This is a genomic window from Verminephrobacter aporrectodeae subsp. tuberculatae At4 (genome assembly GCF_000193225.1).
Classification (GTDB): Bacteria; Pseudomonadota; Gammaproteobacteria; order Burkholderiales; family Burkholderiaceae_C; genus Acidovorax; species Acidovorax aporrectodeae.
In genome coordinates, this window is the sequence record NZ_AFAL01000491.1 from 1 (window position 1) to 22,094 (window position 22,094).

13 protein-coding genes and 4 pseudogenes are annotated in these 22,094 nt (G+C 69.7%); 12 read left to right on the plus strand and 5 right to left on the minus strand.

The window, feature by feature from the left end:
- From VTU_RS32905 to VTU_RS32910, 3 genes are all read right to left on the minus strand, one after another.
- The coding region (locus VTU_RS32905) for a two-partner secretion domain-containing protein (RefSeq protein ID WP_010105966.1) at window positions 1-8,999 on the minus strand (8,999 nt) is incomplete at its 3' end.
- A 22-nt stretch (window positions 9,000-9,021) separates the two neighbouring features.
- Window positions 9,022-10,755: a ShlB/FhaC/HecB family hemolysin secretion/activation protein gene (locus tag VTU_RS0115930; protein WP_010105968.1), complete on the minus strand. Its 1,734-nt coding sequence runs from the start codon at window positions 10,753-10,755 to the stop codon at window positions 9,022-9,024.
- Between the two features lie 483 nt (window positions 10,756-11,238).
- Window positions 11,239-12,081 carry a ChaN family lipoprotein gene (locus tag VTU_RS32910; protein ID WP_040892980.1) on the minus strand — a complete coding sequence of 281 codons (843 nt, stop codon included), beginning with the start codon at window positions 12,079-12,081 and terminating at the stop codon, window positions 11,239-11,241.
- A 12-nt stretch (window positions 12,082-12,093) separates the two neighbouring features.
- Between VTU_RS32910 and VTU_RS35570 the strand changes: the two are divergent.
- A pseudogene (locus tag VTU_RS35570) lies at window positions 12,094-12,417 on the plus strand (LuxR C-terminal-related transcriptional regulator); the annotation flags it as partial.
- Window positions 12,418-12,454: 37 nt separating this feature from the next.
- Here VTU_RS35570 and VTU_RS34970 read toward each other — a convergent pair.
- Window positions 12,455-12,865, minus strand: coding sequence for a hypothetical protein (locus tag VTU_RS34970; RefSeq protein WP_029554471.1), 411 nt, complete (start codon window positions 12,863-12,865; stop codon window positions 12,455-12,457).
- A gap of 70 nt (window positions 12,866-12,935) precedes the next feature.
- Between VTU_RS34970 and VTU_RS35880 the strand changes: the two are divergent.
- The 11 genes and pseudogenes from VTU_RS35880 to VTU_RS34455 all read left to right on the plus strand — a co-directional run.
- A pseudogene (locus tag VTU_RS35880) lies at window positions 12,936-13,032 on the plus strand (respiratory nitrate reductase subunit gamma); the annotation flags it as partial.
- Between the two features lie 75 nt (window positions 13,033-13,107).
- Window positions 13,108-14,043 carry a UDP-3-O-acyl-N-acetylglucosamine deacetylase gene (gene lpxC, locus VTU_RS0115945; protein WP_010105971.1) on the plus strand — a complete coding sequence of 312 codons (936 nt, stop codon included), beginning with the start codon at window positions 13,108-13,110 and terminating at the stop codon, window positions 14,041-14,043.
- A 32-nt stretch (window positions 14,044-14,075) separates the two neighbouring features.
- A complete protein-coding gene (locus VTU_RS33680; RefSeq protein ID WP_169315413.1) occupies window positions 14,076-14,228 on the plus strand; it encodes a hypothetical protein in 153 nt (50 codons plus the stop codon).
- 40 nt (window positions 14,229-14,268) lie between these two features.
- A complete protein-coding gene (locus VTU_RS0115955; RefSeq protein WP_029554472.1) occupies window positions 14,269-15,291 on the plus strand; it encodes a LacI family DNA-binding transcriptional regulator in 1,023 nt (340 codons plus the stop codon).
- Between the two features lie 152 nt (window positions 15,292-15,443).
- A complete protein-coding gene (locus VTU_RS0115960) occupies window positions 15,444-16,457 on the plus strand; it encodes an SIS domain-containing protein (RefSeq protein ID WP_010105974.1) in 1,014 nt (337 codons plus the stop codon).
- Between the two features lie 44 nt (window positions 16,458-16,501).
- Window positions 16,502-17,812, plus strand: a complete 1,311-nt coding sequence (locus tag VTU_RS0115965; RefSeq protein ID WP_010105976.1) for an ABC transporter substrate-binding protein — start codon at window positions 16,502-16,504, stop codon at window positions 17,810-17,812.
- Window positions 17,796-18,704 carry a carbohydrate ABC transporter permease gene (locus VTU_RS32920; RefSeq protein WP_010105978.1) on the plus strand — a complete coding sequence of 303 codons (909 nt, stop codon included), beginning with the start codon at window positions 17,796-17,798 and terminating at the stop codon, window positions 18,702-18,704. Before VTU_RS0115965 ends, VTU_RS32920 begins: the two co-directional genes overlap by 17 nt.
- The gene (locus VTU_RS32925; protein ID WP_010105980.1) at window positions 18,671-19,531 is read left to right on the plus strand and encodes a carbohydrate ABC transporter permease; all 861 of its coding nucleotides are present in this window, start codon (window positions 18,671-18,673) and stop codon (window positions 19,529-19,531) included. The genes VTU_RS32920 and VTU_RS32925 overlap by 34 nt, the downstream gene beginning before the upstream one ends.
- Before the next feature lie 34 nt (window positions 19,532-19,565).
- Window positions 19,566-19,892: pseudogene (locus VTU_RS35705) on the plus strand (PfkB family carbohydrate kinase); the annotation flags it as partial.
- Between the two features lie 197 nt (window positions 19,893-20,089).
- Window positions 20,090-20,296: pseudogene (locus tag VTU_RS35710) on the plus strand (PfkB family carbohydrate kinase); the annotation flags it as partial.
- Window positions 20,196-21,869 (plus strand): NAD(P)/FAD-dependent oxidoreductase, encoded by a 1,674-nt coding sequence (locus VTU_RS34455; RefSeq protein WP_369021522.1) that lies wholly within the window; start codon window positions 20,196-20,198, stop codon window positions 21,867-21,869. The pseudogene VTU_RS35710 and the gene VTU_RS34455, both read left to right, overlap by 101 nt.
- Window positions 21,870-21,912: 43 nt before the next feature.
- Here VTU_RS34455 and VTU_RS31790 read toward each other — a convergent pair.
- On the minus strand, window positions 21,913-22,094 hold a 182-nt coding region (locus VTU_RS31790), incomplete at its 5' end, for a choice-of-anchor U domain-containing protein (protein WP_010105985.1).

Sequence of the window (22,094 nt, forward strand, 5' to 3'; positions counted from 1 at the left end):
ACGGGCTGCGCGAGCGTGCTCGGGGAAGCGATGCCAAAGCGCGTCCAGATCGGGTCGTCGTCGCTGTAGAGGAAGCTGGACGTGCAGGGGTCCAGGATGTTGCTGCATGTCTGCTGCCCGCCCGGGCGGATCCAGAGCGAGCCAAAGGTGTCAGCCGGGTAGGTTCTGCTGGGCAGCACGTACGTGCCGGCCTTGGAGGCAGTCCAGTCCAGTTCGGATGCGTTGTACCGGATCGTGTCGTGCTCGGGGGTGATGTACAGCTCCGAGACCACCTCGCTGCGCATTTGTGTTCCCGTGCGCAGGTCCGCATTCGTATTGCTCAGGGTGCCGGTGATGGCCACGTTGCGCATGGCGTTGATCGTGGAGCCATGGTTGCGCGCGGCCCCGTTGATCTGGATGCTGCCCAGGGAGAAGACCTGCGCGCCGTCGGTGTTGTGCAGCGCGCCGTGGAGCGTCACGTCCCCGCCGCGCGAGGCGATGACGGCGCCGCCGCCCGCACCGGCGCTGTTGTGGGTGGCGCCGGTGATGGCGATGCCGTCGCCGTAGATGCGGCCGGTGTTGTTCACCACGGCGGCGGTGATGCGCGTCAGGCCGTCCGTGCTATTGATCAGCCCCTGGTTGTTTACGTTGGCGCGCGCGCTGAGCGTGGTCGTGCGCGAGTCGATGGTGGCGCCGCTCTGGTTGTCTATGCTTTGCGCGCTCAGGCTCAGGTCGTCGCGCGTGCTCACGCGGCCCTGATTCGTGTAGCTGCCCGTGGTCGAGATGCTCAGCTTGCCGTTGCTGCTCACCGTGCCGGTGTTCAGGTAGTCGCCTTGCAACTGCAAATCCATGGCGCCATTGCTGGCCAGCACGCCGTCGGTGCCAAGCCGCGCGACCTTCAGCGTCATGCGCTGCTGCGCGTCCACGCGGCCCGCGGTATTCGTCAGCACCGGCGTGTCCATGGTGACGCTGTCACCGGCAATCTGGCCCTGGGTGTTGTCCAGACTGCGGCGCGCCTGCACGCTCGTCTCGTTCAGGCTGACGATGGCGCCGCGCGTGTTGTCGATAGTCGCGGAGCGGATGCTGGCGCTGCCCCCGGCGAGCAGGCCCGTGGTGTAGCTGCCGTTCTTGGTGTGGCTGTTGTCGATCGAGGTGGCGCTGACGCTCAGGTCCTGCGCGGCGTAAATCGTCCCGGAGTGGCTGTTGTCCAGCGCGGCGGCGCGCACGTCCAGGTCCGCGCCACTCAGGATGCTGCCGCCCTGGTTGTTCAGCGTTCCCCGCGTGCTGACCGAGCTATTGCCCTGGCCCAGCAGCGTGCCGCCCCGGTTGTCGATGCTGCTCGACTGGGTGACGTGCAGGCCGCCATTCGCGCCGACGTAGCCCGTCTGGTTGTCGATCACGCCGGCCGCGACGTGGATGGAGCCCTGGCTGACGATGCCGCGCGTGCTGCCGCTGCGCGTGTTCTTCAGGGCGTGGCCCTGGGTGTCGATGCGGACGCCGCCTGCGCCCGACTCGATCACCCCGGCGTCGTTGTCCAGGTCCAGGGTGGTCATGGACACCGAGTGGCTGCCGGAGATGACGCCGGCGCTGTTGTGCACGGCACCGCCGACGTGGACGTTCTGTCCGGTGACCTGGCCGCTGGTGTTGAGCAAGCTGCCGCTGCCGGCCTGCGCCGTGGTGCGGGTCGCGCCGGAGATCGTTGCGGACCGGTTGTCTATCCCTTCGGCCGTGATGCTCGCGGCCCCGGTATTCGCGATCAGGCGCCCGCCCGCGTTGTTCACACTGCCGCTCAGCTGGGCCGTGAGGTTGCGCCCGGCGACGATGCTGCGTCCCGCGTTGTCCAGCGAGCCGCCGCTGATGCGCACGTCGGTGGCCGCGCTCACCGTGCCGCTGGCGTTCGCGATGCTGCCGCCGCTCAGGCTGAGCGCGCCCTGCGTGCTGTACGTCTGCCCGCCCGCGTTGTTCAGGACGCCGCTGCCCGCGCTGACCGTGGCCTGGCCATTGGCCGCGATCACGCCATCCTGGTTGTTCACGCCGGTGCCGCGCACGCTCGCGTCGCCCGTGGCCTGCAGAGTCGCGCCCTGGTTGTGCAACTCGCCGCTGCCCGCGTCCAGCGTCAGGTTGCGCGCCGTGATGCGTCGGCCGGCCGTGCTCATGCCCTGGGAGCGCACCGTCAGGTCGCGCCCGAATTGGTATTCCTGCGCGGCGAAGTCGAAGTGCGCACCTTGCCCCAGAGTCAGGTCGCGCCCGGCCAGGGCCTGCATGCCCGCCGTGGTCCCGGCGCCCGTGCCGGTGGCGGTCAGGTCCTGTCCCGCGCGCAGATGGGCGTTGCCGAGGTGCAGCGCGCCGTTGCTCGCCACCACGCTGACGTCGCCCAGGCTCGTGATGCGCGCGCGCGTCGCGTCAATGCGGGTGCCGGTGACGGCGACCGACTGGTTCGCCGAGGCCGTGGCGTCCGTCAGGACGAACGCCGCGCCATTGAGCGCCACGGACTGCTCCGAGCGCCAATGGCTGCTCGCGGCGTCGAAGGCGCCCGTGCCTGCGTCGGCGCTGAGCGGGCCCGCTGCCTGCACGTCGGCCCGGTTGGCTTGCAGGCCCGTGGTGCGGGCGTCCAGCGCCGCGCCGGACCGGATGCTGGCGTCGTCGAGTTGCGCCGCGCCAGCGCGCAGGAGCATTCCCGCGCCGCTGCCGAAGGTCGAGCCAGTGGCCGTGAGCGCGCCGCCCTGGGTGTCCAGACTCAGGGCCGCACCGGCCACGGTGCTTGCGGCATGGCCCGTGTACGAGCTCACGGTGAGCGTTGCAGCGCCGGTCTGGGCGCTGATCCGGCCGCGGGTATTCGTGAGTGCAGCGCTGCGCAGGTCGAGCTGCTGCGCTGCCGTCAGCTGGCCGCTGGTGTTGTCCACCGCGCCTGCGGAGGCCAGGGTCAGATTCTTTCCGGCCTGTATCGTGCCGTTGTCGTTCGCCACCCCGCCGACGCCGGCTGTGGCGCTGGTGTCGCGGGTGCCGATGATGGCGCCGGACCGGTTGTCCAGCGCGTGCGCGGTGACGCTCGCGTCACGGCCCGCGGCGATGCGGCCCTGCGCGTTGGCGACGGCGCCCGTGGCGGCAATCCGCACGTCGTTGCCGCCCGAGATGTCGGAGCGGCTGTTGTCCACCGGGCCGGTGGCGGTGATGCGCAGGTCCGTGGCGGCGCTGATCACGCTGCCCGCGTCGCTGCCGTTGTCGCGGCTGTTGAGCAGCTCGCCCGTGCTCAGTTCCAGGCTGGACTGCGCGCTGCGGATCGTTCCGCGCCGGTTGTCGGTCCGGGTGGCGGCGTTGGCCTGCGCCGCGTTCAGCACCAGGGCGCCGTTGGCGGCGATCGTGCCGCCCGCGTTGTGCAGGCCCGTGGAACGCAGGTCGGCCGCGCCCACGGCCATGATGCTGCCCGCCGCGTTCCGGATCTCGCCCGCGCCCGCATTCGCGGAAAGATCCGCAGCAGAGGCAATCGTTGCGCCGTCGTTCCTCAGGCCCTGGCTTTGCAGCCGGATGGCGGTCCCGGTCGTGGCGGCGGCGCTCAGGCTGCCTGCCGTGTTGTCCAGTACGCCGCTGCCGGCGTCGAGGTCGATGGTCTGGGCGCTGACGCTGGCGTGGTGCACGTCGATGCCCCGCGTGGCGCTGAGCGTTGCGCTGCCGCCCGCTGCGATGTGCGCCTGGCCCGCGTTCACGGCCCCGGTCGCCGCTGCGCTGAGGTTGCCCTGCGCGTCGATGCGCGCCTCAAGCGCTTGCAGCGCCCCGGTGCGCAGGGTCGTATGCGTGCCACTGCTCAGCGTGGCACGGTTCAGTGTCGTGCTGCCTGCGCTCAGCGTGAGGGCCTGCCCGCTGCGGATCGTGCCGCCCGTGCCGTCGGTCTCGGCGTTCGCGTGCGCTTGGGCCGCGTCGATCGTGAGTGCACCATTCGCCGCGATCGTGCCGTCCACGGTGCGCAGGCCGGTCGAGCGGACGGTGGCCGCGCCAACGGCCAGAATCTTTCCCGCCGCGTTGCTGAGGTTTTCTGCGCGGGCGTCGATGGCCAGGTCTGCGTTCGCCGTGATCGTCGCCGCGTCGTTCACCAGACCCTGGCCTTTCAGGGTCATGGCCACTGCGGTGCTTGCGTGGGCGACCAAGTTGCCGGACGCATTGTTCAGGACGCCGCTGCCGGCGTCGAGATCGACGCGCTGCGCGCTGACGCTGCCGCCGTTGACGGCGATGCCCTGCGTCGCAGCGATGCCCGCGTTGCCGCCGGAGGCGATCCTTGCCCGGTCCGCGCTCACGGCGCCCCGCGCCGTCGCGCTGAAATGGCCCTGCGTGTCGATCTGCGCTTGGCTGGCTTGCAGCGCGTCCGTGCTCAGGGTCGTATTCGCGCCGCTGGTGAGGGTGGCGCCGTTCAGCGCGCTGGCACCCGCCGCGAGCGCGATGTCCTGGCCGGCCAGCAGCCGGGCCTTGTCCAGCGTTGCGGCGCCGCGGCCCACGTCGATTTGCAGCGCGCCGGTATTCGCCTGGAAGCTCGCGCTGTCCGCCGTCGCCTGCGTTCCCGTGAGCGCGACCTGGCCCTGCGCCAGCACGTTGGCCTGGTTCAGGCTGAGCGCGCCGGCGCGCAGGGTGACGCTGCCTTGCGTGCTGAGCAGCTTGCCTTGGTCGCCGCTGAACGCCTGGCCTTGGGTGTCGATGCTGAGCTGGCCTTCGGAAGCCAGCAGGCCACCGGTGTTGTTCATCGCGCCGCCGCTGAGGGCGAGCCCCGCGAGCGCGACGATGCGCCCGTCCTGGTTGTCCAGGTGCTGCAACCGTGCGCTCAGCGCGCCGCGGGCCTCGATGACCCCGGCCACGTTGGACAGGCTGCTCAGCGCGCCCGTGGGCGCGCTGATGCTGAGTGCGCTGCGCGTGCTGATGCGGCCCTGGTCGTTGCGCACCAGGCCATTGCCCACGGTGATGTCGAGTGCGCCGTTGGCGTCTACGGTGCCGCCCTGGTTATTCAGCGCTGCGCCCGTGAGGCTGGCCTGGCCGCCGGCAATGATCCGCCCGGCGGTGTTCGTGAGGGCGTCTTGCGCGCGGATGCGGACGTTGGCGCCGGCGTTCGTGAGCGCCCGGGACAGGTCCACGGCGCCGGTCGCAAGGACCTCGATATCCTGGCCCGCGAGCAGGCCCCTGGTGGGCGTTGCGTCCGCCAGCGGGGGGGTGCTGCCCGCCACGTTCACGTTGGCCGCATGCACGCGGATGGCGCCGCTGCGGCTTTGCAGCAGCAGGTCGGGCGCAGTCAGGTCACCGGAGGCGGCGTCCAGCGTGGCGTTGTTCCCCGCGCCCATGGAGGCGCCGCGGGCGCCGATGCCGACGGCAGTCACCTGGACCGTGTCGCCGGCCAGGACGGTGGCTTGGTCCAGGGTGGCCGCGCCGGTGCGGGCGCTGAGTTCGGCCTTGCCGCCGGCCGAGGCCGTCGCGCCGACGGCCGTGAGGCGCGCGCCGGAGAGCTTGAGATGCGCGTTGGTCTTGAGCGTCGCGGCGTCGGCGGACAGCGTGCCGCCTGCCTGAGCGCTCAGCGTCTGGAGCGCCGTCAGCTGCGCCGACCCCAGGCTGATTGCGCCGCCGGAGTTCAGGCTTACGCCCGCATCGCCCGTGATGCGGGCGTCGTCTGCCGCGATGCTGCCCGCGCTGAGCTGCACGTCACCGGCTTGCGCGCCTTGCGCGGCGAGGGTGGCGCTGCGCACGTTCAGTTCGCCCGACGCGTTCATGCTCAGGGTCTGGCCAGCCCGTATGTGCGCCGCGCTGGCGTCCACGTCGGCCGCGCCGGCCGTGAACCGGCCCTCGGTCTCCAGCGTGGCAGCGTCGGCAGTCAGGCGCCGGGTCACCAGGATGTCGAGCTGGCGTGTGCCGCTGATGCGGCCGCGCGTGGTATCGAGTGCCGTGGCCTGAACCTGGGCGGCGCCGCCTGCGCTGATCGTGCCGCTGGTGTTGCCCAAGGTGGCGGCGTGCAGCGTCGCGTTGCCGCCGGCGATGAGTTGGCCGGCCGTGTTGTCCAGGGTCTGGCCGGCGGTATTGATGTGCAAGTCCCGCCGGGTCTGGATGGTCCCGCCCTGGTTGTTCAGGGACATGCCCTGCAGGTTCAGCGCGCTGTCCGTGGACAGGGTGCCGTTGCGGTTGACGAGCGCGCTGGTCTGCATCTGCAGGGCACCGGCGACCAGGATCTTGCCGCCGGTGTTGTCGATGGCCTGCGTCCCCGCGTTCAAGCCGGCGTCTGCCGCAGAGGACAGCGTGCCCCCTGCGTTGTGGATGCCGTTCGCGCTGATGCTCAGCGCCGTGCCGCTGGTGGCCGTGGCGCTGATTTGGCCGCCGGCATTGCTCAGCGCGCCGCGGCCCGCGTTCAGGGTGACGCTCTGGCTGTCCACCTTGGCGTTGTCGGTGGTGATTCCCTGGCCCTGGGCCGCGATCTTGCTGCCGGCAAGCAGGGCGCCGCCCGTGACGTCGAGCGCGCCCTGGCTGGTGGCAGTCAGCTGGCCCTGCGCCGACCAGTTGCCGCCCGTGATGCTGCTGCCCGCGATCTGCACGTCGCCGTTGCTCGCCAGGGTGGCGCCCACGGCCTGCACCCCGGCGCTGCGGATCACGAGATCGCCGCCGGCGTTGACTGCCGCAGTGCCCAGCTGGGCGTCGCCGCTGCTTGTCAGGTCCATGGCAGCGCCGCTGCCCAGCTTCGCGCCCCGGGCTTGCAACTCGGTCGCGGTGACGGTCATCCGGCCACCCGCAGTCAGCGTGCCCGCTGCGCTATCCACCGTGCCTGCATGCACCGTCAGGTCCGCGCCGGCAAGCACGGTGCCGGCTGCGTTCTTCAGCGCGGCGCTGCCACTGTCCAGGAGCACCGAGCCGCCGGCTTGCAAAAGACCTGCCGTGTTGTCGATGGCTCGGCCGGGCGTGCGCACCGAGAGGTTGCCGGCCGTGACGATCGTTCCCTGGCTGTTGTCCAGCATGGTGCCGCTGATGCTCAGGTCGCCCCGGGTATGCAGGGTGCCGCCGTTGTTCGTCAGTCCCCCCAGGTTCGTCAGCGTGCCCGTGGTGCCCGTGAGCATGCCTTCCTGGTTGTTCAGCAGGCCCCCGCGGGCGTCCAGGGTGAGGCCGCCGTTGGCGCGCAGTTCACCGGACTGGTTGTCGATGCCGGTGGCGCGGACCGTGAGGGCATCGGCTGCCGCAGAGCTGGCCTGGATTTTTCCCGCTTGGTTGTCCAGTCTTGCGGTGCCTGCGTCGATGGATATCTTGTCCGCGCTCAGCGTCGCGCCGGCCGTGCTGATGCCCCGGCCCTGGAGTTGCACCTGCTGCTCGGCCGTGAGCCGGCTGTCGTCGAGCCGGATTTCAGCGCCGGCCCGGATGCGGGCCGTCTGCTTCGCGCCCAGCGTCGACGCGCGCATATCGACGCGGCTGCCCTGGACGCTCAGCGCCGCATTGCTGCTGATGTCTGCCGCATGCGCCGTGACGGCGCCCGGACTGGTGATCTGAACGTCGCCCAGGGCCGCAATCCGTGCGTTCCCCAACGCGGTTTCGCTGCCGGACACGCGGGTCTTCCCGTTCGCGGACACCGTAGTGCCGCTGATGTCCAGAGGGCCCTGGGACTCCAGGGTCACGTCGCCGCCCGCGCTCACGCCGGTGTCGGTCGCGCGCAGGGTCTGCGCCTGCACCGTGACGTTCCCGTTGGCTTGCAGTCGCTGCCCGGTCAGTTGCAGGCTGGTGGCCACGACCTGCAGGGAGCCGCCGGCCGAGAGCCGGCCCGCGGCGGCGCCGCGGTTCGTGACCGCAGCCGCCTGGATGCTCAGGTCACCGGGCGTATGCATCTGGCCACTGTTTTCCAGGCCCCCGGGCAGCACGAGCGCCAGGCTGCGCCCCGGCGCGGTCTGGGCGATGCTGCCGCTGTTGTCGATGCCCGGCGTGTCCAGTTCCAGGGTCTTGGCCTGCAGGGCACCGCTGTTCACCAGCTGCCCGGGAGCCACGATCGCCACATTGCCAGTGGCCAGGGTCTGGCCGGTCAGCGTGGTCCTGCCGGTGGACACGAGCCGCGTGTTGCCCGCGGAGTAGCTGTCCTTCAGAGTCAGGTCGCCGTTGACCGAGAGCAGCATGTTGCCCGCCGTGGTCGCCGAGCGCCCGACGCTGTTCACGCCCAAACCCTTTTCCGTGGCGATCAAATAGAGCTGCCCGGCGTACATGCCGCCCAGGGCCTTGATGTCCACGGCAAAGCGCGGCGCCGTGCCCGTGCCCTCGTGCGCGCTGGACTCCGGCAAGGCGCCGGGCGCGCCGTACAGCACGCGGTTGGCGCCGATCACGGACTGCAGGTTGTGCGCGTTGATCTGGCCTTCGACGACCAGGCCGCGCGCGTAGAGCTCCAACTGCTGCTGTTCGGTGGCGCTCAGGCCACCCGGGCCCACGTGGATCAGGCCCTGGCGAACGTCCAGGCCGGTGATGGCGTTGTCCGCGCCGAATTGCGGCCTGCCGGTGCTGAGCGTCGCGCGGTCGGTGTTCAGGAAGCCGCAGCCATCGCAGCTGATCCCGTTCGGATTGGCGATCACGACGTCGGCTCTCTGGCCGCCGACCTCGACGCTGCCCCCGAGCCGGCTGGTGTTCGGGCCAGCGACTTCGTTCAGGATGATGCGCGCCGGGGTCAGGCCCAGTTGCAGGTTGCCGGTGATCCAGCCGCCGATCCGGGTCTGCACGGTCCCGGTGCTGTTGTTCAGGATCAGGCCCTGGGGGCCGACATTGAACTGCTCGTATTGGTTGCGGCTGACGCCGGACTTGCTCGGCGGGGCGATCAGAACGATGGGGGTTCCGTTGGCGGCCGCATCGATCAGGGGCTTTTGCCCCGAGGGCGCGCCCGGCGTGGCCCGCAGCTGCGCGTAGGCGGGCGGCATGGCCAGCAGGGTCTGGGCCAGGAACAGGGCGCTGAACACCCGCGCTGTGCGGCGCAGCCAGGGCCGTGGCGCGGGCGTGCACCCGGCAGAAGAGCCGTTCAGATGCGGTTCGGTATGGCGATTCACAGTCGTTGTTCTTGGCATGGCTTCAGAAACTCTGGGTGAGCGAGAGATAGAGGTTGTGGCGCCGGCTGGCGAAGCCATCGGGCCGATACAGGGGGCTTGCCAGCGTGGCGCTGAACTGGGTTGCGCGCCAACGGCCGCGCAGGCCCAGCGCCAGGCCCGCCAATTTCTTGCCCGCGAGCAGGGCGTCGCTCGGCCCCCAGACGCGGCCGTAGTCGATGGCCAGGAACGCGCTGGTGTCCAGGTCATCGCGCAGCTTCACGGGCACGCTGAACTCGTTGCGCAGCACGAGGCCGTTCTCGGCCAGCAGCACGGCGTCGCCGTCGAAGCCGCGCACGCTGGAGCGCCCCCCGATGGCGATCTGGTCTACCGACAGCGTGGTGTTCCTCGTCTGCTGGGCGCGCAGGTTTGCGCTGTACTGAAGGGGGCGCCCGGCCAGACGGAAGTCGCTCGTGTACGCGCCGTTGAGCATCCAGATCTTGGGACGCAGCGTCAGCCCGCCATCTGCTGCCGTGCTGAAGTCTTCCTGGGCACGGTGCCAGGGCATGCCGCGCTTGTAGCCCAGGTCGAACTCGACGCTGGACTTGGCGAACAGCTGCTTGTAGCTGATGCCGGTTTCGAGATTGCTGGTGCGGCGGCGCTGGACGATGATTTCCACGTCGTCGAGGTAGCTCACGGCCCGGCGCGTGGACACGCTGGCGTAGAGCCCGAGCTTGGTACTCGCCGAGCGCCAGACCGTGCGCTGGAGCCGGGCTTCAGCGGTCTTGCTGCGCCCGCTGGAGAGAAATTGCGCGGTCGTTCCCTGCACGTGCTGCGCGAAGCGGCTGTTGCCGGCACTGAGGGTGAGCAGCTGGTAGCCCCAGGGGACGGTGTAGTTGACGCTCGCGCTCTGGCTATGGTGCGTGCCGGCGAACTGCTCGGCGTTGGTATTCAGACTGGCCGTGAATACGTCGTTCAGGCCCGCAGGGTTGTCGAAGGAGACGTTCGCCGAGAGCTGCGTGCGGCCCAGTTCGGCACCGCCGGAATTGTCCAGCGTCACACCCCCGCGCAGCCGGTCGCCACCATCCTGGCGCTCGATGTACACGATGCTGCTGCCAGGAATTTCGCCGGGCTCAAGCCGCGTGGTGACGCGCTGGCTGGGCAAGCGCTGCATGTTCTCGACGCCCTGCTCCAGATCCCGCAGGTTCACGATGTCACCGGCAGACAGGGGAAAGGCGTTGCGCCACGTGCCCCAGCGCTCGTCGGGTGCGGTGGACGTTTTCCGGGCATCGTCGGCGCGCACCATGCGAATGTCCACGGCACGACCGGCATCGATGTGAATCAGCAACTGGCCTGTCTGCAGGTTCTGCGGGGGCAAATCGACGCGGGTCGTGACGAGGCCCAGCTTGCGCAGCCTGTCATCGAGCGCACCCGCGATGGCGCTCAAGCCCTTCACGCCAATGCAGCCAGGCAGCTGCGGCAGGGCCGCATCCAGCAGCCAGGGGAAGCGGGCCGCGTCCTTGCCGACCAGCGACAGCGTGGTCACCGGCATGCAGGGGGTCTCCTGCGCCAACTCGGCCTGGGCGTCCGGGCTCTTTTCGGGCACCAGTTCGTCGGCCATGGGCTCCAGCGCCTTTTGCTGATCGCGGCTGCGTTCCTCCTGACGGCGCAGACCTTGCTCGATGATTTGCGCGGGGCTGAGCGCCGGCACTGCAACACCCGCTGGCGCCTGGGCCAGCGCTGCCAGCGGCCAGCAGCAGGGAACGCAACAGGCTGCCATGGCGCGCAGCAGCCAAGGGCCAAGGGACGCGGTGCCCTCCCTGGCACGGGCTACTCGTTCGTTGTAGTTCAAAGAAAATCCCTCCAGGTGGGTGTATTATTTATTGCCAAAACGAAACTATTGTAATTTATCGGCCAGCGGGCGCGCAAGCCCATCAACCGAAGTGAGGCGGGAAGTGGCGCGCTCCGGAAGGCTTAAAAGGGTTCACGCCGTGTTCGTGCAGGGCCCGCCAAACAGGAGCGGATGGCGCAGCAGGCAGGCCGCATCGGCCGCCGTCCGGCAGCCGCTCCCAGGTTCTGCCTGGGTCCTGGCGCTACGCGCCGTGGCTGGTGCACGGGGCGGGTGGGCCCGTCATGCACCGCCAAACGCCATCGCGGTCATCGCACGGGCGATCGAAGCGGAATGGGCCGGCAAGCCCCCTGGGCCTTCAGCGCAGGGCTGTATGAAATAAGAGACGACAACGGTCCTGACGACACGCAGCAGTCATCGCGGCGTGCTTGTCGCAGCAGGCGCGGGGCGTTCGCGCCGCAGCCCGGCGCAGGCATCGTGCGGCGCCAGGGCCGGTGTTTCGATGACCGTGTCGGCCTCGCCGTGGAGGGCGTCGGGCGCGGGCGCCGTGTGCGCGATCACCACCCGGGACCGCAGGCTGGCAGGCCAGTGGGTGGGCACGCCCAGGCTGCGCAGCGCGTGGCCGCTGCCGGCCAGCAGCACAACGGTCTGGCCAGGGCGCAGGGCCTCTTGCGCGGTCCGGGCCAGGCTGGCGTCGCGCGCGATCTGTACGCGGGCCATGGGGGCCAGCTGCGTTTCGGGCAGCAGCCCGCAATGGCCCTGGCGCAGCGCCTCGTACTGGCGCTGTAGCGCCGGGGCGGGAAGGTGCTGGTCCCAGGCGGCGTCGTCCATCGCGGCGCGCATCTGGCTGCGCGGCAGGTTGCCGCCGCGCACCGGCACGCCGGCGGCGACGGCGGCCATCACCACCGGGCCATGCACGCTCCAGGGCCAGGCGGCATCGTTCCATTGCAGCGCGGCCCGGGCCTGGGCCGCGCTGGCATGGCCCGGCAGGCCCCGGGTGCTGTGCCCGCGCTCGGCCATTTCGATGACCACCGCGGCCAGCTGCCCACGCGCCGCGAGCCATTGCACGGCTGCGCGTTGCAGGCGCTGGTGCTCGGCCGCGTCATGCTGCTCGCCGAGCAGCAGCACGTCGGCCGGGAGCAGGGCCTGCAGGCGCTCGGGCCAAGGGGCTGGCGGCGCAATGCCGGCGCAGCCGGCGAGCAGCGCGGCAAGCAGCGCCCGGCATGCGGGCCGCCAAGGGATGGGGAGGCAAGGCAACGGGGGTGCATCGCGCGATGCTATCTGCTCAAGACCATGGACCGCGACCTGCTCGCGCAGTCGATACGTCGCGCGGCCCGGGGCGATCCGGTGCTCAGCCCCGAGCGGATGGGCCCGCTGGTGGCAGCGTTCCGGGCGCAGGGCGCACCCGATGCGCAACCGGGCGCCAGCCTGCCCCCGCTGTCGCCGCGCGAGCAAGAGGTGCTGCGCGAGATTGCGCGCGGCGCAAGCAACAAGGCCATTGCGCGCACCCTCGATATCGCCGAGACCACGGTGAAGATCCACGTGCAGCACATCCTGCGCAAGGTGGATCGCCAGCGCGAATGCACGGCTGCGCAAATCATGCGTGCTTTCCCCTGGCCGTCAGCGTCATTCACACAGCGGCAGGGCTGCGCCCGGCCAGCCAGTCGCGTGCTTGCGTCTCGGTCTCCCAGCGCGTGGCGACAACCCGATAGGGATAGGGCGCGCGACCGGACGCGTTCCACCCCTGGGCCCTGCGCGTGAACGCACGCCGCAGCGTTTCGTCCGCCTCGATACGGATGGCGCCCAGACAGTAACGCTGTTGCTCGGTGAAGCGATCCCGGCTCCACTGCGCGCAGGTCGCCATGAAGCGCCCCGACTGGCGTGGGAATTCAACGCCATCCATCAGCAACACGAAGGGCTGCGCGCGTGCGTACAGGGATTCGAACTGCTCGATCATTCCGTTTGCCTGTTCGTCGGCCACCCGGTGCGGCATGTGCAGGCTGACCAATGGCCAGTGCCGTGTGTCGATGAATTCCTTCATGTGCGCCATTCCTTGTGACGAGCTGCCGAACCGGCACACGATCGGGGATGCGTGCAAGCCGGGGAGTGTGTATATGCGCCTGGTGCATGTCTGGAGCGGCTTCGGCACGCTCGCCTATCTGCTGCGCCCCCTACCCGCTGCTGCGCGCACGCCGCCTGGCGCGCTGATCCGCAGGGGCCGCGCGCCGCGCCGCTGTCCGGTGGTGGACAGTGGGCGCGGCAGGAACACCCATAGAATGCCGCATGCTCCAGCAACGCAGCCTCAAAACATTGACCCGCGCCGTGGGCGTTGGCCTGCACAGCGGCCAGCGCGTCGAACTGACGCTGCGGCCCGCGCAGCCGGACACGGGAATCGTGTTCCGGCGCGTGGACCTGCCCCAGCCCGTGGACATTCCGGCGCGGGCCGAGGCCGTGGTGGACACCCGGCTCGCGTCCACCATCGCCGCGGGCAGCGCCAAGGTGCATACGGTGGAGCATCTGATGTCGGCCTGCGCGGGCCTGGGCATCGACAACCTCTACGTGGACATCACCGCCGATGAAGTGCCCATCCTCGACGGGTCCTCGGCGTCCTTCGTGTTCCTGCTCCAGAGCGCGGGAATCGAACTGCAAAACGCCCCCCGGCGCTTTATCCGCGTGACACGCCCCGTGGAGGTGCGCGAGGACGCGGGCAGCAGCCCGGACGCCACGACGAAATGGGCGCGCCTGACTCCCTACCACGGCTACAAGCTGAGCTTCGAGATCGACTTCGACCACCCGGCCGTCGATTGCACGGGCCAGCGCGTGGAATTCGACCTGGGGCAGGGCAATTACAGCCGCGACATTGCGCGCGCGCGCACCTTCGGCTTCACGCGCGACGTGGAGATGCTGCGCGCCAACGGCCTGGCGCTCGGCGGGGGGCTGGACAACGCCGTCGTGATGGACGACTACAAGGTGCTCAACAGCGGGGGGTTGCGCTACGACGACGAATTCGTCAAGCACAAGATCCTCGACGCCATGGGCGACCTGTACCTCATCGGCCGGCCCCTGCTCGCCGCGTACAGCGCGTTCCGCTCCGGCCATGCGATGAACAACCTGCTGCTGCGCACCTTGCTCGTCCGGCGCGACGCCTGGGAACTCGTCACCTTCGACGACGAGCGCCAGGCCCCGGGCGGCTTCGCGCGCCCCGCCCGCGCCTGGTAATCCCCGCGATGCTGATTTTTCGCTGGCTGACCATGCTGCTGCTGCTCGCGGCCGCCGTGTCCTTTGCGTTCTACGCGGGAACGGGCCAGCCCCGCTACAAGCGGATGGGGCTGGTGATCCTGAAATGGACGGTGACCGCGATCGTCTTCTTCTTCGCGGTGGTCCTCATCGGGCGCCTTGCCTAGTGGCCTGCCCTGCGACTAGCCGCGTGCGTTCGCGTTCTGCGTGAAGCGAAGAACCATCACCCTCGAGGACGTGGCCGTGGCCGCGAGTGTCTCGCGTGCGACGGCTGCGCGGGCGCTGAGCCACTATGGCTACGTCGGCGACGAGACGGCGACGCGCGTGCAGGAAGCTGCGGACCGGCTGGGCTACCGCGCGAACCGGGTCGCGCAGGCGCTGCGCAGCGGGCAATTGCCGATCGCCGGTTTCATTCCGGGCGACATCCAGAACCCCTTCTTCGCCGGCATCGCGCACGACCTCGAAGTCGAACTGCGCAAGCACGGGCACAACCTGCTGATCGCCAGCAGCGGGGACAACGCGGCGCAGGAGCGGGAGTTGCTGGAGAGCCTGCGCGCGCTCGGCCTGTGCGGTTTCGTACTCACCCCGGCGTCGGCGGCGAGCAGCCAGCACATCGCGAAACTGGCGCGCGATGGCGTTCCCTGCGTGCTCATCGACCGGGTGGCCAAGGGCGCGCGCTGCGACAGCATCGTCGTCGACAACGTGGGCGGCGCGCGCGCGGCCGTCGATTACCTGGTCGCCAACGGCCACCGGCGCATCGGCTTTCTGCGCGACGATTCGCAGATCTTCACCGCCCAGGAGCGCCTCGCCGGCTATCTGCGCGCGCTCACCGGGCACGGCATCGTCCCGGAGAAGCAACTGATCGCCAGGTCGCGCTCGGTCGTGGAGCACGCCATCGCCGCCACCACCCGCTTGTTCCGCCGCCGCAACAAACCGACGGCCCTGTTCACCGTGGACAGCCTGATGACCCAGGGCGCGCTGCTCGGGCTGCGCGCCATGGGGCTGCAAGTCCCCCACGACGTGTCGCTGATCGGCTTTGACGACTTCAGCCTGGCCACCTTCACCGACCCGCAGATCACGGTAGTCGCGCAGCCGACGGCCGAGATCGGAGCGCTCGCGGCGCGCCTGCTCATCGAGCGTCTCGCAGGGGACATGGCGGACCCGCAGCACATACGCTTTCCCACCCAACTCATCGTTCGCGGCTCCGTTTCCTGCCCTCCCGCGCGCTGAGCTGCGCTGCGCGGAGGCTGAGCCCGCGGGCCGTGTCACGCAGCTTCCAGTTCCCGGGACTTGCCGACTTGTCGGGCACGCCGTTCGTGTGTTAATTTGTGTGTGAGATCGATCTCACACCGAAATCACACCAAAACGCAAGGAGTCCGAGAATGCTGCACTTCGACCGCGACCGCTTCCTGCGGATCCAAAGCCATGCCCTGTGCATCGCCGAGCAGGCGCGCCCGCTGATGCGCAGGCTGCTTGCGGACGGCGTCGAGCGGCTGTTCTTCATGGGAACGGGCGGCGTGCAACTGCTGACCTTGCCGGCCATCGAAATCGCCCAGCGCCTCTCGACCTTCCCGGTGAGCGCGCAGTTCCCGGCGCAGGTGGTGCTCGATCCACCGGCCGGCCTGGATTCCAGGGCGCTGGTGGTGCTGCCCTCGCTGTCCGGTACCACCCGCGAGAGCGTGGAACTGCTCGCCGTTCTCAAGGCGCGCGGGGTGCGCAGCTTCTCGCTCACCGGCCACCAGGACACCCCGCTGGGGCGCGGCGCGGAGTACAACTTCAGCAACTTCGCCGAGGACGACACCTCGTGCGAATCCTTCTATCTGCAAACGCTGATCATCGTTCTGGCGCTGCTCGCCGAGCGCGGCGAGTTCGACGGCTTGGACGCGGTGCTGCGGGAACTCGGGCAGTTGCCGCAGGCGCTGGTCGAGGCCAAGCAAGCCTTCGAGCCCGACGCTGCGCGCCTGGCGGCAGAGATCCGGGACGAGCGCTACCACATCTTCACCGGGGCTGGCTCGGTATGGCCGCAGGCGCATTACTACGGCATGTGCATCCTCGAAGAGATGCAGTGGATCCGCACCCGCCCGGTCCACGCCGCCGACTTCTTCCACGGAACGCTGGAACTGATCGAGCCCGGGGTCAGCGTCTTCGTCTTCAAAGGCGAGGACCGCCTGCGGCCGCTGTGCGAGCGCGTCGAGAACTTCGTGCGCCGCTACACCGAGCGCGTCCACGTGCTCGATTCCGCCGCCGCGGCCCTGCCCGGCATCTCGCCGCAGCTGCGCGAGCTGCTCTCGCCGATCGTGCTCGCGACCCAGCTCGAGCGGCTCAGCGCCCATCTGGCCGTGCTGCGCAAGCATCCGCTCACGACCCGCCGCTACTACAAGCGCGTCGAATACTGATCGGCCCGCGCAACGGATCAAGGAACGGACCCAAGGAGCAACGCATGCACCGCGCACTACCCATCGTGGCGTTCGCACTCAGCCTGGCGGCCAGCCCGGGCGAATGCGGCGAGGCCGTCGTGGCCGACCCCGACGCCCAGGTCGAATACAGCGGCACGCTGTCGATCCTGACCAAGTTCGGCATGCAGCAGCTCGCGCCCTACTTCGTCGGCGTCGCCAAGGAGTACGAGAAACGGCATCCCGGCGTGAAGATCGAGCTGATCCAGGAGAGCGACGAAAGCATCAAGGGCAAGACCCGGACGCTCGTCGCCGCCAACGCCCTGCCGGACATCTACTTCTCCTGGCCCGGCAGCTGGGGCAGGAACTTCGTGCGCAGCCACCGGGCGGTAGACCTCTCCAGACTGCTCGGCCCGGAGACCGCCTGGGGCAAGACCCTGGCGCCTGCCGCCGTCAGGGCCTTTGAATACAACGGCAGGTTCTACGGCATTCCGCTCTACCTGGACGCCAAGTTCATGGGCTACAACAAGTCGATCTTCAAAAAGGCCGGCGTTGCCGTGCCGGGCAGTCTGGAGCAACTCGTCGCCAGCTGCGCTGACTTGCGCAAGGCCGGAATCCCTCCGATCGCGCTGGGCAACAAAGAGGGCTGGCCAGCGCTGCACTTCGTCGGCCAGCTGCTCGTGTACAACGTTCCCCGCGCCACGCTGGAGCGCGACTTCGACCCCGCCAAGGCGCGGTTCGACGACCCCGGCTACGTGCTCTCGCTCCAGCAGTTCAAGCAGCTTGCCGACCACTGCACCGACGGCGTCGCGGTGAACGGCAGCTCCTACGCGGCGGCGCTGCAAAAATTCAGCAACGCCGACGCGGCGATGTACTACCAGGAGATCATCGAGTTCGATCAGAGCGCCGTCGCCGGCACCCGGCTGCGGCCTGCCGATTTCGGCTTCTTCCGCCTGCCGCCGCCCGCCGGCGCCCAGGGCGACGTGAACGCGATCGAAGGCGCACCCGAGGGCTACATGCTCAACGCCAGCTCGAAGAAGATCCCGCTGGCCATCGACTTCATGAAGTTCCTGACCGCGCCGGACCATGCCAGGCGGCTCTCGGCCCCGCCCTACGGCCAGCCCAGCGCGACCATCGGCGGCGCTTCGGCCAGCGACATGACCCCCGCCGTGGTCGCCGGCCTCCAGGAGATCGCCGCGGCGAGTTATCTGATGCCCTGGCTCGACACCGCGAACTCGCCGCGGGTCGCCGCCGCATGGCTGTCCAGCCTGCAAGCGCTGCTCGGCGGCAGCATGGACGCGCACGCGGTGATGGGCGCGGTGAAGAAGGCCTCGGCAGCGGATGCCAAGCACCCGTGACACCGGGCGCCCGCTGCTGCGCGGCTGGCCGTCCCTGCGCTGGGTTGCGCTCGCGCTCATCCTCGTGGGCGGGTTCGTCTACTACCCGATTGCCGACAATTTCATCGTCAGCATGACCCGGCAAGACATCTACAGCGGCGAGGTCGCGTACGTCGGCGCGGAGAATTACCGCCGGCTGCTCGATGACCCGGTGGCCTGGACGGCGCTGCGCAACAACGTGCTCTACGCCGCCATCTCGGTGCTGTTCCAGGTGTTCGCCGCGTTCGTGCTCGCAGCCATCGTCGAGGGGCTGGAGAACGAGCGCTGGCGGCGCTTCTGGCGCGCGGTGTATTTCATTCCTTCGGCGATTTCGGTCACCGTCGCCGGCCTGCTCTTTTATTTCATCTACGAGCCCAGGACCGGTCTGCTCGACGGCGCGCTGAGCATGCTCGGGCTCGGCGCCCTCATACGGCCCTGGCTGGGCAGCGAGCAGACGGCGCTCTACGCCGTCATCGCGATGAGCCAATGGCAGGGCTTTGGCTATTGCAGCCTGCTGTTCGGCCTGGCCATGCAGAAGATCCCGCGCGAGATCTACGACGCCAGCACCATGGACGGGGCCGGGCCGCTGCGCAGGCTCTGGAGCATCACCTTCCCGATGACACGCGAGATGACCGGCCTGATGCTCATCGTGACCGTGACCGGCGCCTTCCAGGTGTTCAACGAAGTCATGGTCATGACCGCCGGCGGGCCGAACAATTCGAGCCAGGTGCTCGGCACCTGGCTCTACCAGCAGGGCTTCATGCAGAACGACTTCGGCTACGGCGCGGCGATCGCGGCGGTGATCTTCGCCATCACCCTGGGCAGCGGCATGGCGCAGCTGTGGTACACGAAGCGGCGCAGGGTGCGGCCGTGAACACGCCCGGGAGCATCCTCATCGGCAAGACCCTGCTGCCCGCCCTGCTCGTGTGCCTGGGAATCGTCGTGCTGTACCCGCTGGTATGGATGGTGCTCAACGGCTTCAAGGACAACGCACTCATCTTTGGCCAGCCCTTTGCGCTGCCGACCCACTGGAACTGGGGCAACTACGTACAGGCATGGAACCAGGGTGTGCGCGACTATCTCACGGTCAGCATCCTCGTCACGGCAACGTCCGGGCTGTGCACGGTGCTCATCAGCGCCTGGACCGCGTATGGCCTGACGCGCTCGCGCATGCCGCTCAAGCCGCTGGCCACGGGCCTCGTGCTCGGCGGCCTGATGCTCAGCCCGACGGTGGCGCTGATCCCGCTCGTGAAGATGCTGCAAGCCCTGGGGCTGTACAACACCTACTGGGCGCTGATCGTCCTCTACACCGCCTTCCGGGTGCCGTTTGCCACCTTCCTCATCCGCGCCTGGATGCTCGACTTGCCGCGCGACCTCGACGAGGCGGCGAGCATGGACGGCGCCACCGAGGGGCAAATCTTCTGGCGCATCATTCTTCCGCTGTGCCGGCCAATCATCATCTCCTGCGTGATCCTGCACGTGCTGTTCGCGTGGAACGAGTATTTGTTCGCGATGATCTTCACCAGCGGCGCGGACATGCAGACATTGCCCGTCGGCCTGACGTCGATCATGGCCCGGCACGGCACGAACTACGCCGTGGTCTTCGCGGCGATGAGTCTCTCGGCGCTGCCCATGGTCGGCGTCTTCTTCGCCGCGCAGCGCTATTTCATCCGCGGACTCGCCGAAGGCATCGGCAAGTAAGGCGCGCACCATCATCGTGGCAGCAAGGAGCAGCATGACCCGGACAACCGACCCCGTGCGCGCGCGCGCCAAGCTGGTGGCAATAGGCGATAACTGCCTCGACGCCTTCGTCAACAAAAACGTGCTCACGGTCGGCGGCAACGCGCTCAACGTCGCCGTGTACTGGCGGCGGGCGGGCTGGGACGCTGGCTACTTCGGCGCCGTGGGACGTGATCCCGAAGGCGATCTGCTGCTCACCGAAATCGCAGCGGCCGGCCTGGACCCGGAGCACGTCGAGCGGCGCTGCGGCGACACGGCGGTCACGCTGCTGTGCGACGACGCGGGCGAGCGGCGCTTTCTGCTCGAGGCCTTCGGCGTCGGCGCGCACTACATGCCATCGCCGCAGCGCTACGCCCAGGCCGCGGCAGCCGACTGGGTGCATCTGGGAACGAACGCCAACCCGGAGCTCGTGCGCCGGCTCGTTGCCGACGCCGTGCCGTTCAGCATCGACCTGTCAACCGCCCCCCGGCCCTGCCGCTGGACGGCGTCCCGCTGGTCTTTGGCTCCGCCAAGGAGCCCGTGGAGCCGCTGCTTGCCGCCCTGCGTGCGGCGGGGGCCCGGCAGGTCGTGCTCACCTGCGGTCGGGCGGGCGCGTACTTCCACGACGGCACGCGCTTGCGGCACGTTGCCGCCGTCCCCGTCGAGGTCGTGGACACCTGCGGCGCCGGCGACAGCTTTATCGCCGCCTTCCTCACGGCCTGGCACTTCGGGGACGGGGACCGCGACGCCGACCGGGCGCTCGCGCAGGCGGCCCACGCCGCGGCCCGCACCTGCACCCATCTGGGCGGCTTTCCACAGGCGCTGCGTCCGCTACCGGACTGGTTCCCGGCAAAGTACGCGGGCGTCATCCAGGCACAGGCAGGGCAGGGGGGCTGACATGGCGCCGATCCGCTTGCGCACACCCGCCATCGCCGCCCCGGGCGAGCGCTCATTCTGGCTACAGGACATTGCCGCCGCAGCGGTCACGCCGCCGCTGGTCGGCAGCGCGTGCACCGACGTTGCCATCGTCGGCGGCGGCTATACCGGGCTCTGGACGGCGCTGCGCATCCGGGAAGCCGCCCCGGGAATGCGGATCACGATCCTCGAAGCCGACTTTTGCGGATCGGGCGCATCGGGACGCAACGGGGGGCAACTGCATTCCTGGTACGCCGAGATCGACCGCCTCAGCGCCGTCGTGGGCCTCGACGAGGCGCTGCGCCTTTGCGCCGGTACGGTCGAGGCCATCGACGAGCTGGTGGAACTACAGCGCAGCGGCAGCATCGCCATGGACCTGCGGCTCGGCGGCTGGATGTGGACTGCGAGCGCGCGTGCGCAGGAGGGCGCGTGGACGCGCGCCGTGCAAATCACCGCCGCCGCCGGCGCCGCGCGCTTTCGCACGCTCACCGCGGCGGAGATCGCCAGGCGCTGCGGATCCCCGGTCTCCTACGCCGGCGTCGTCGAGGAGCATGCCGGCACCGTCCACCCCGCCAAGCTCGCTCGCGGCCTGCGCGACCTGGCCCTCGCCCGGGGCGTCGAAATCCATGAAAGCAGCCCCGTGCGCGATATTTCTCCAGGGCCGCCGGCGACGCTGCGCACCGCGCGCGGCGAACTGCGCGCGCAGAAGGTGGTGCTTGCCGCGAACGCCTGGCTCGCGGCGCTGCCGCAGCTGCGGCGCCATCTCTACGTCGTGGACAGCCAGCTGATCGCGACCGAGCCCATCGCCGACCGGCTCGACCAAATGGGCTGGGAGCCGGGCCTGGCGATCTGCGACGCGCAGCAGCAGGTGCTCTACTACCAGCGCAGCCGCTCGGGGCGCGTGGTGTTTGGCCGCGGCAGCGGGGGCATCGCGTTCCGGGGAGATTTCGGTGCAGGCTTCAACCGCCATCCGGAGCGTGGCCAGCACAATGTCCGCGAACTGCACCGCGTCTACCCGGGCCTCGCCGGCGTGCGCGTGGACCACGACTGGGCCGGACCCATCGACTGCGTGCCCGAGCAGGTCCCGGTCTTCGACCACCTCGCGGGCCATCCGGACATCGTCTTCGGCATGGGCTTCAACGGCTCGGGAATCGCCCAGACGCCGGTCGCCGGGCGCATCCTCGCGAGTCTGGTGCTCGGGCGCAAGGACGCCTGGAGTCGCAGCGGTCTGGTGGGCCTCGCGCGGCGCGCGCGCCTGCCGCCTGAACCATGGCGCTACGTTGGCGCGCAGCTGGTGCGGCAGGCCATCCGCTGCAAGAACGACGCCGAAATCCGCAACGCAGGCGCGCCGGCCTGGACCCGGCTCGCGCTGCGCCTCATGCCCGGGAGTCGCGGGGATCGCTGATGCGCCGGTGCCGGAGTCCCTCCCCGAGGGAGATCGGCTGGCTTCAGAACCAGAGCCCGCCAGGCGGCAGATCCGGCGCCTGCCCGGTGATGGACAGCGGCATATGCGCTGCGGCGCCGGGCGCGGTGATGACGCCGTCGGCTTGGCCGTCGGCGTCGAACGGCCCGCCATCGGTGATCGAGAAGTCCAGCCGCAGCCGCCCGCCCTCGTTCACCATCTTGCCGC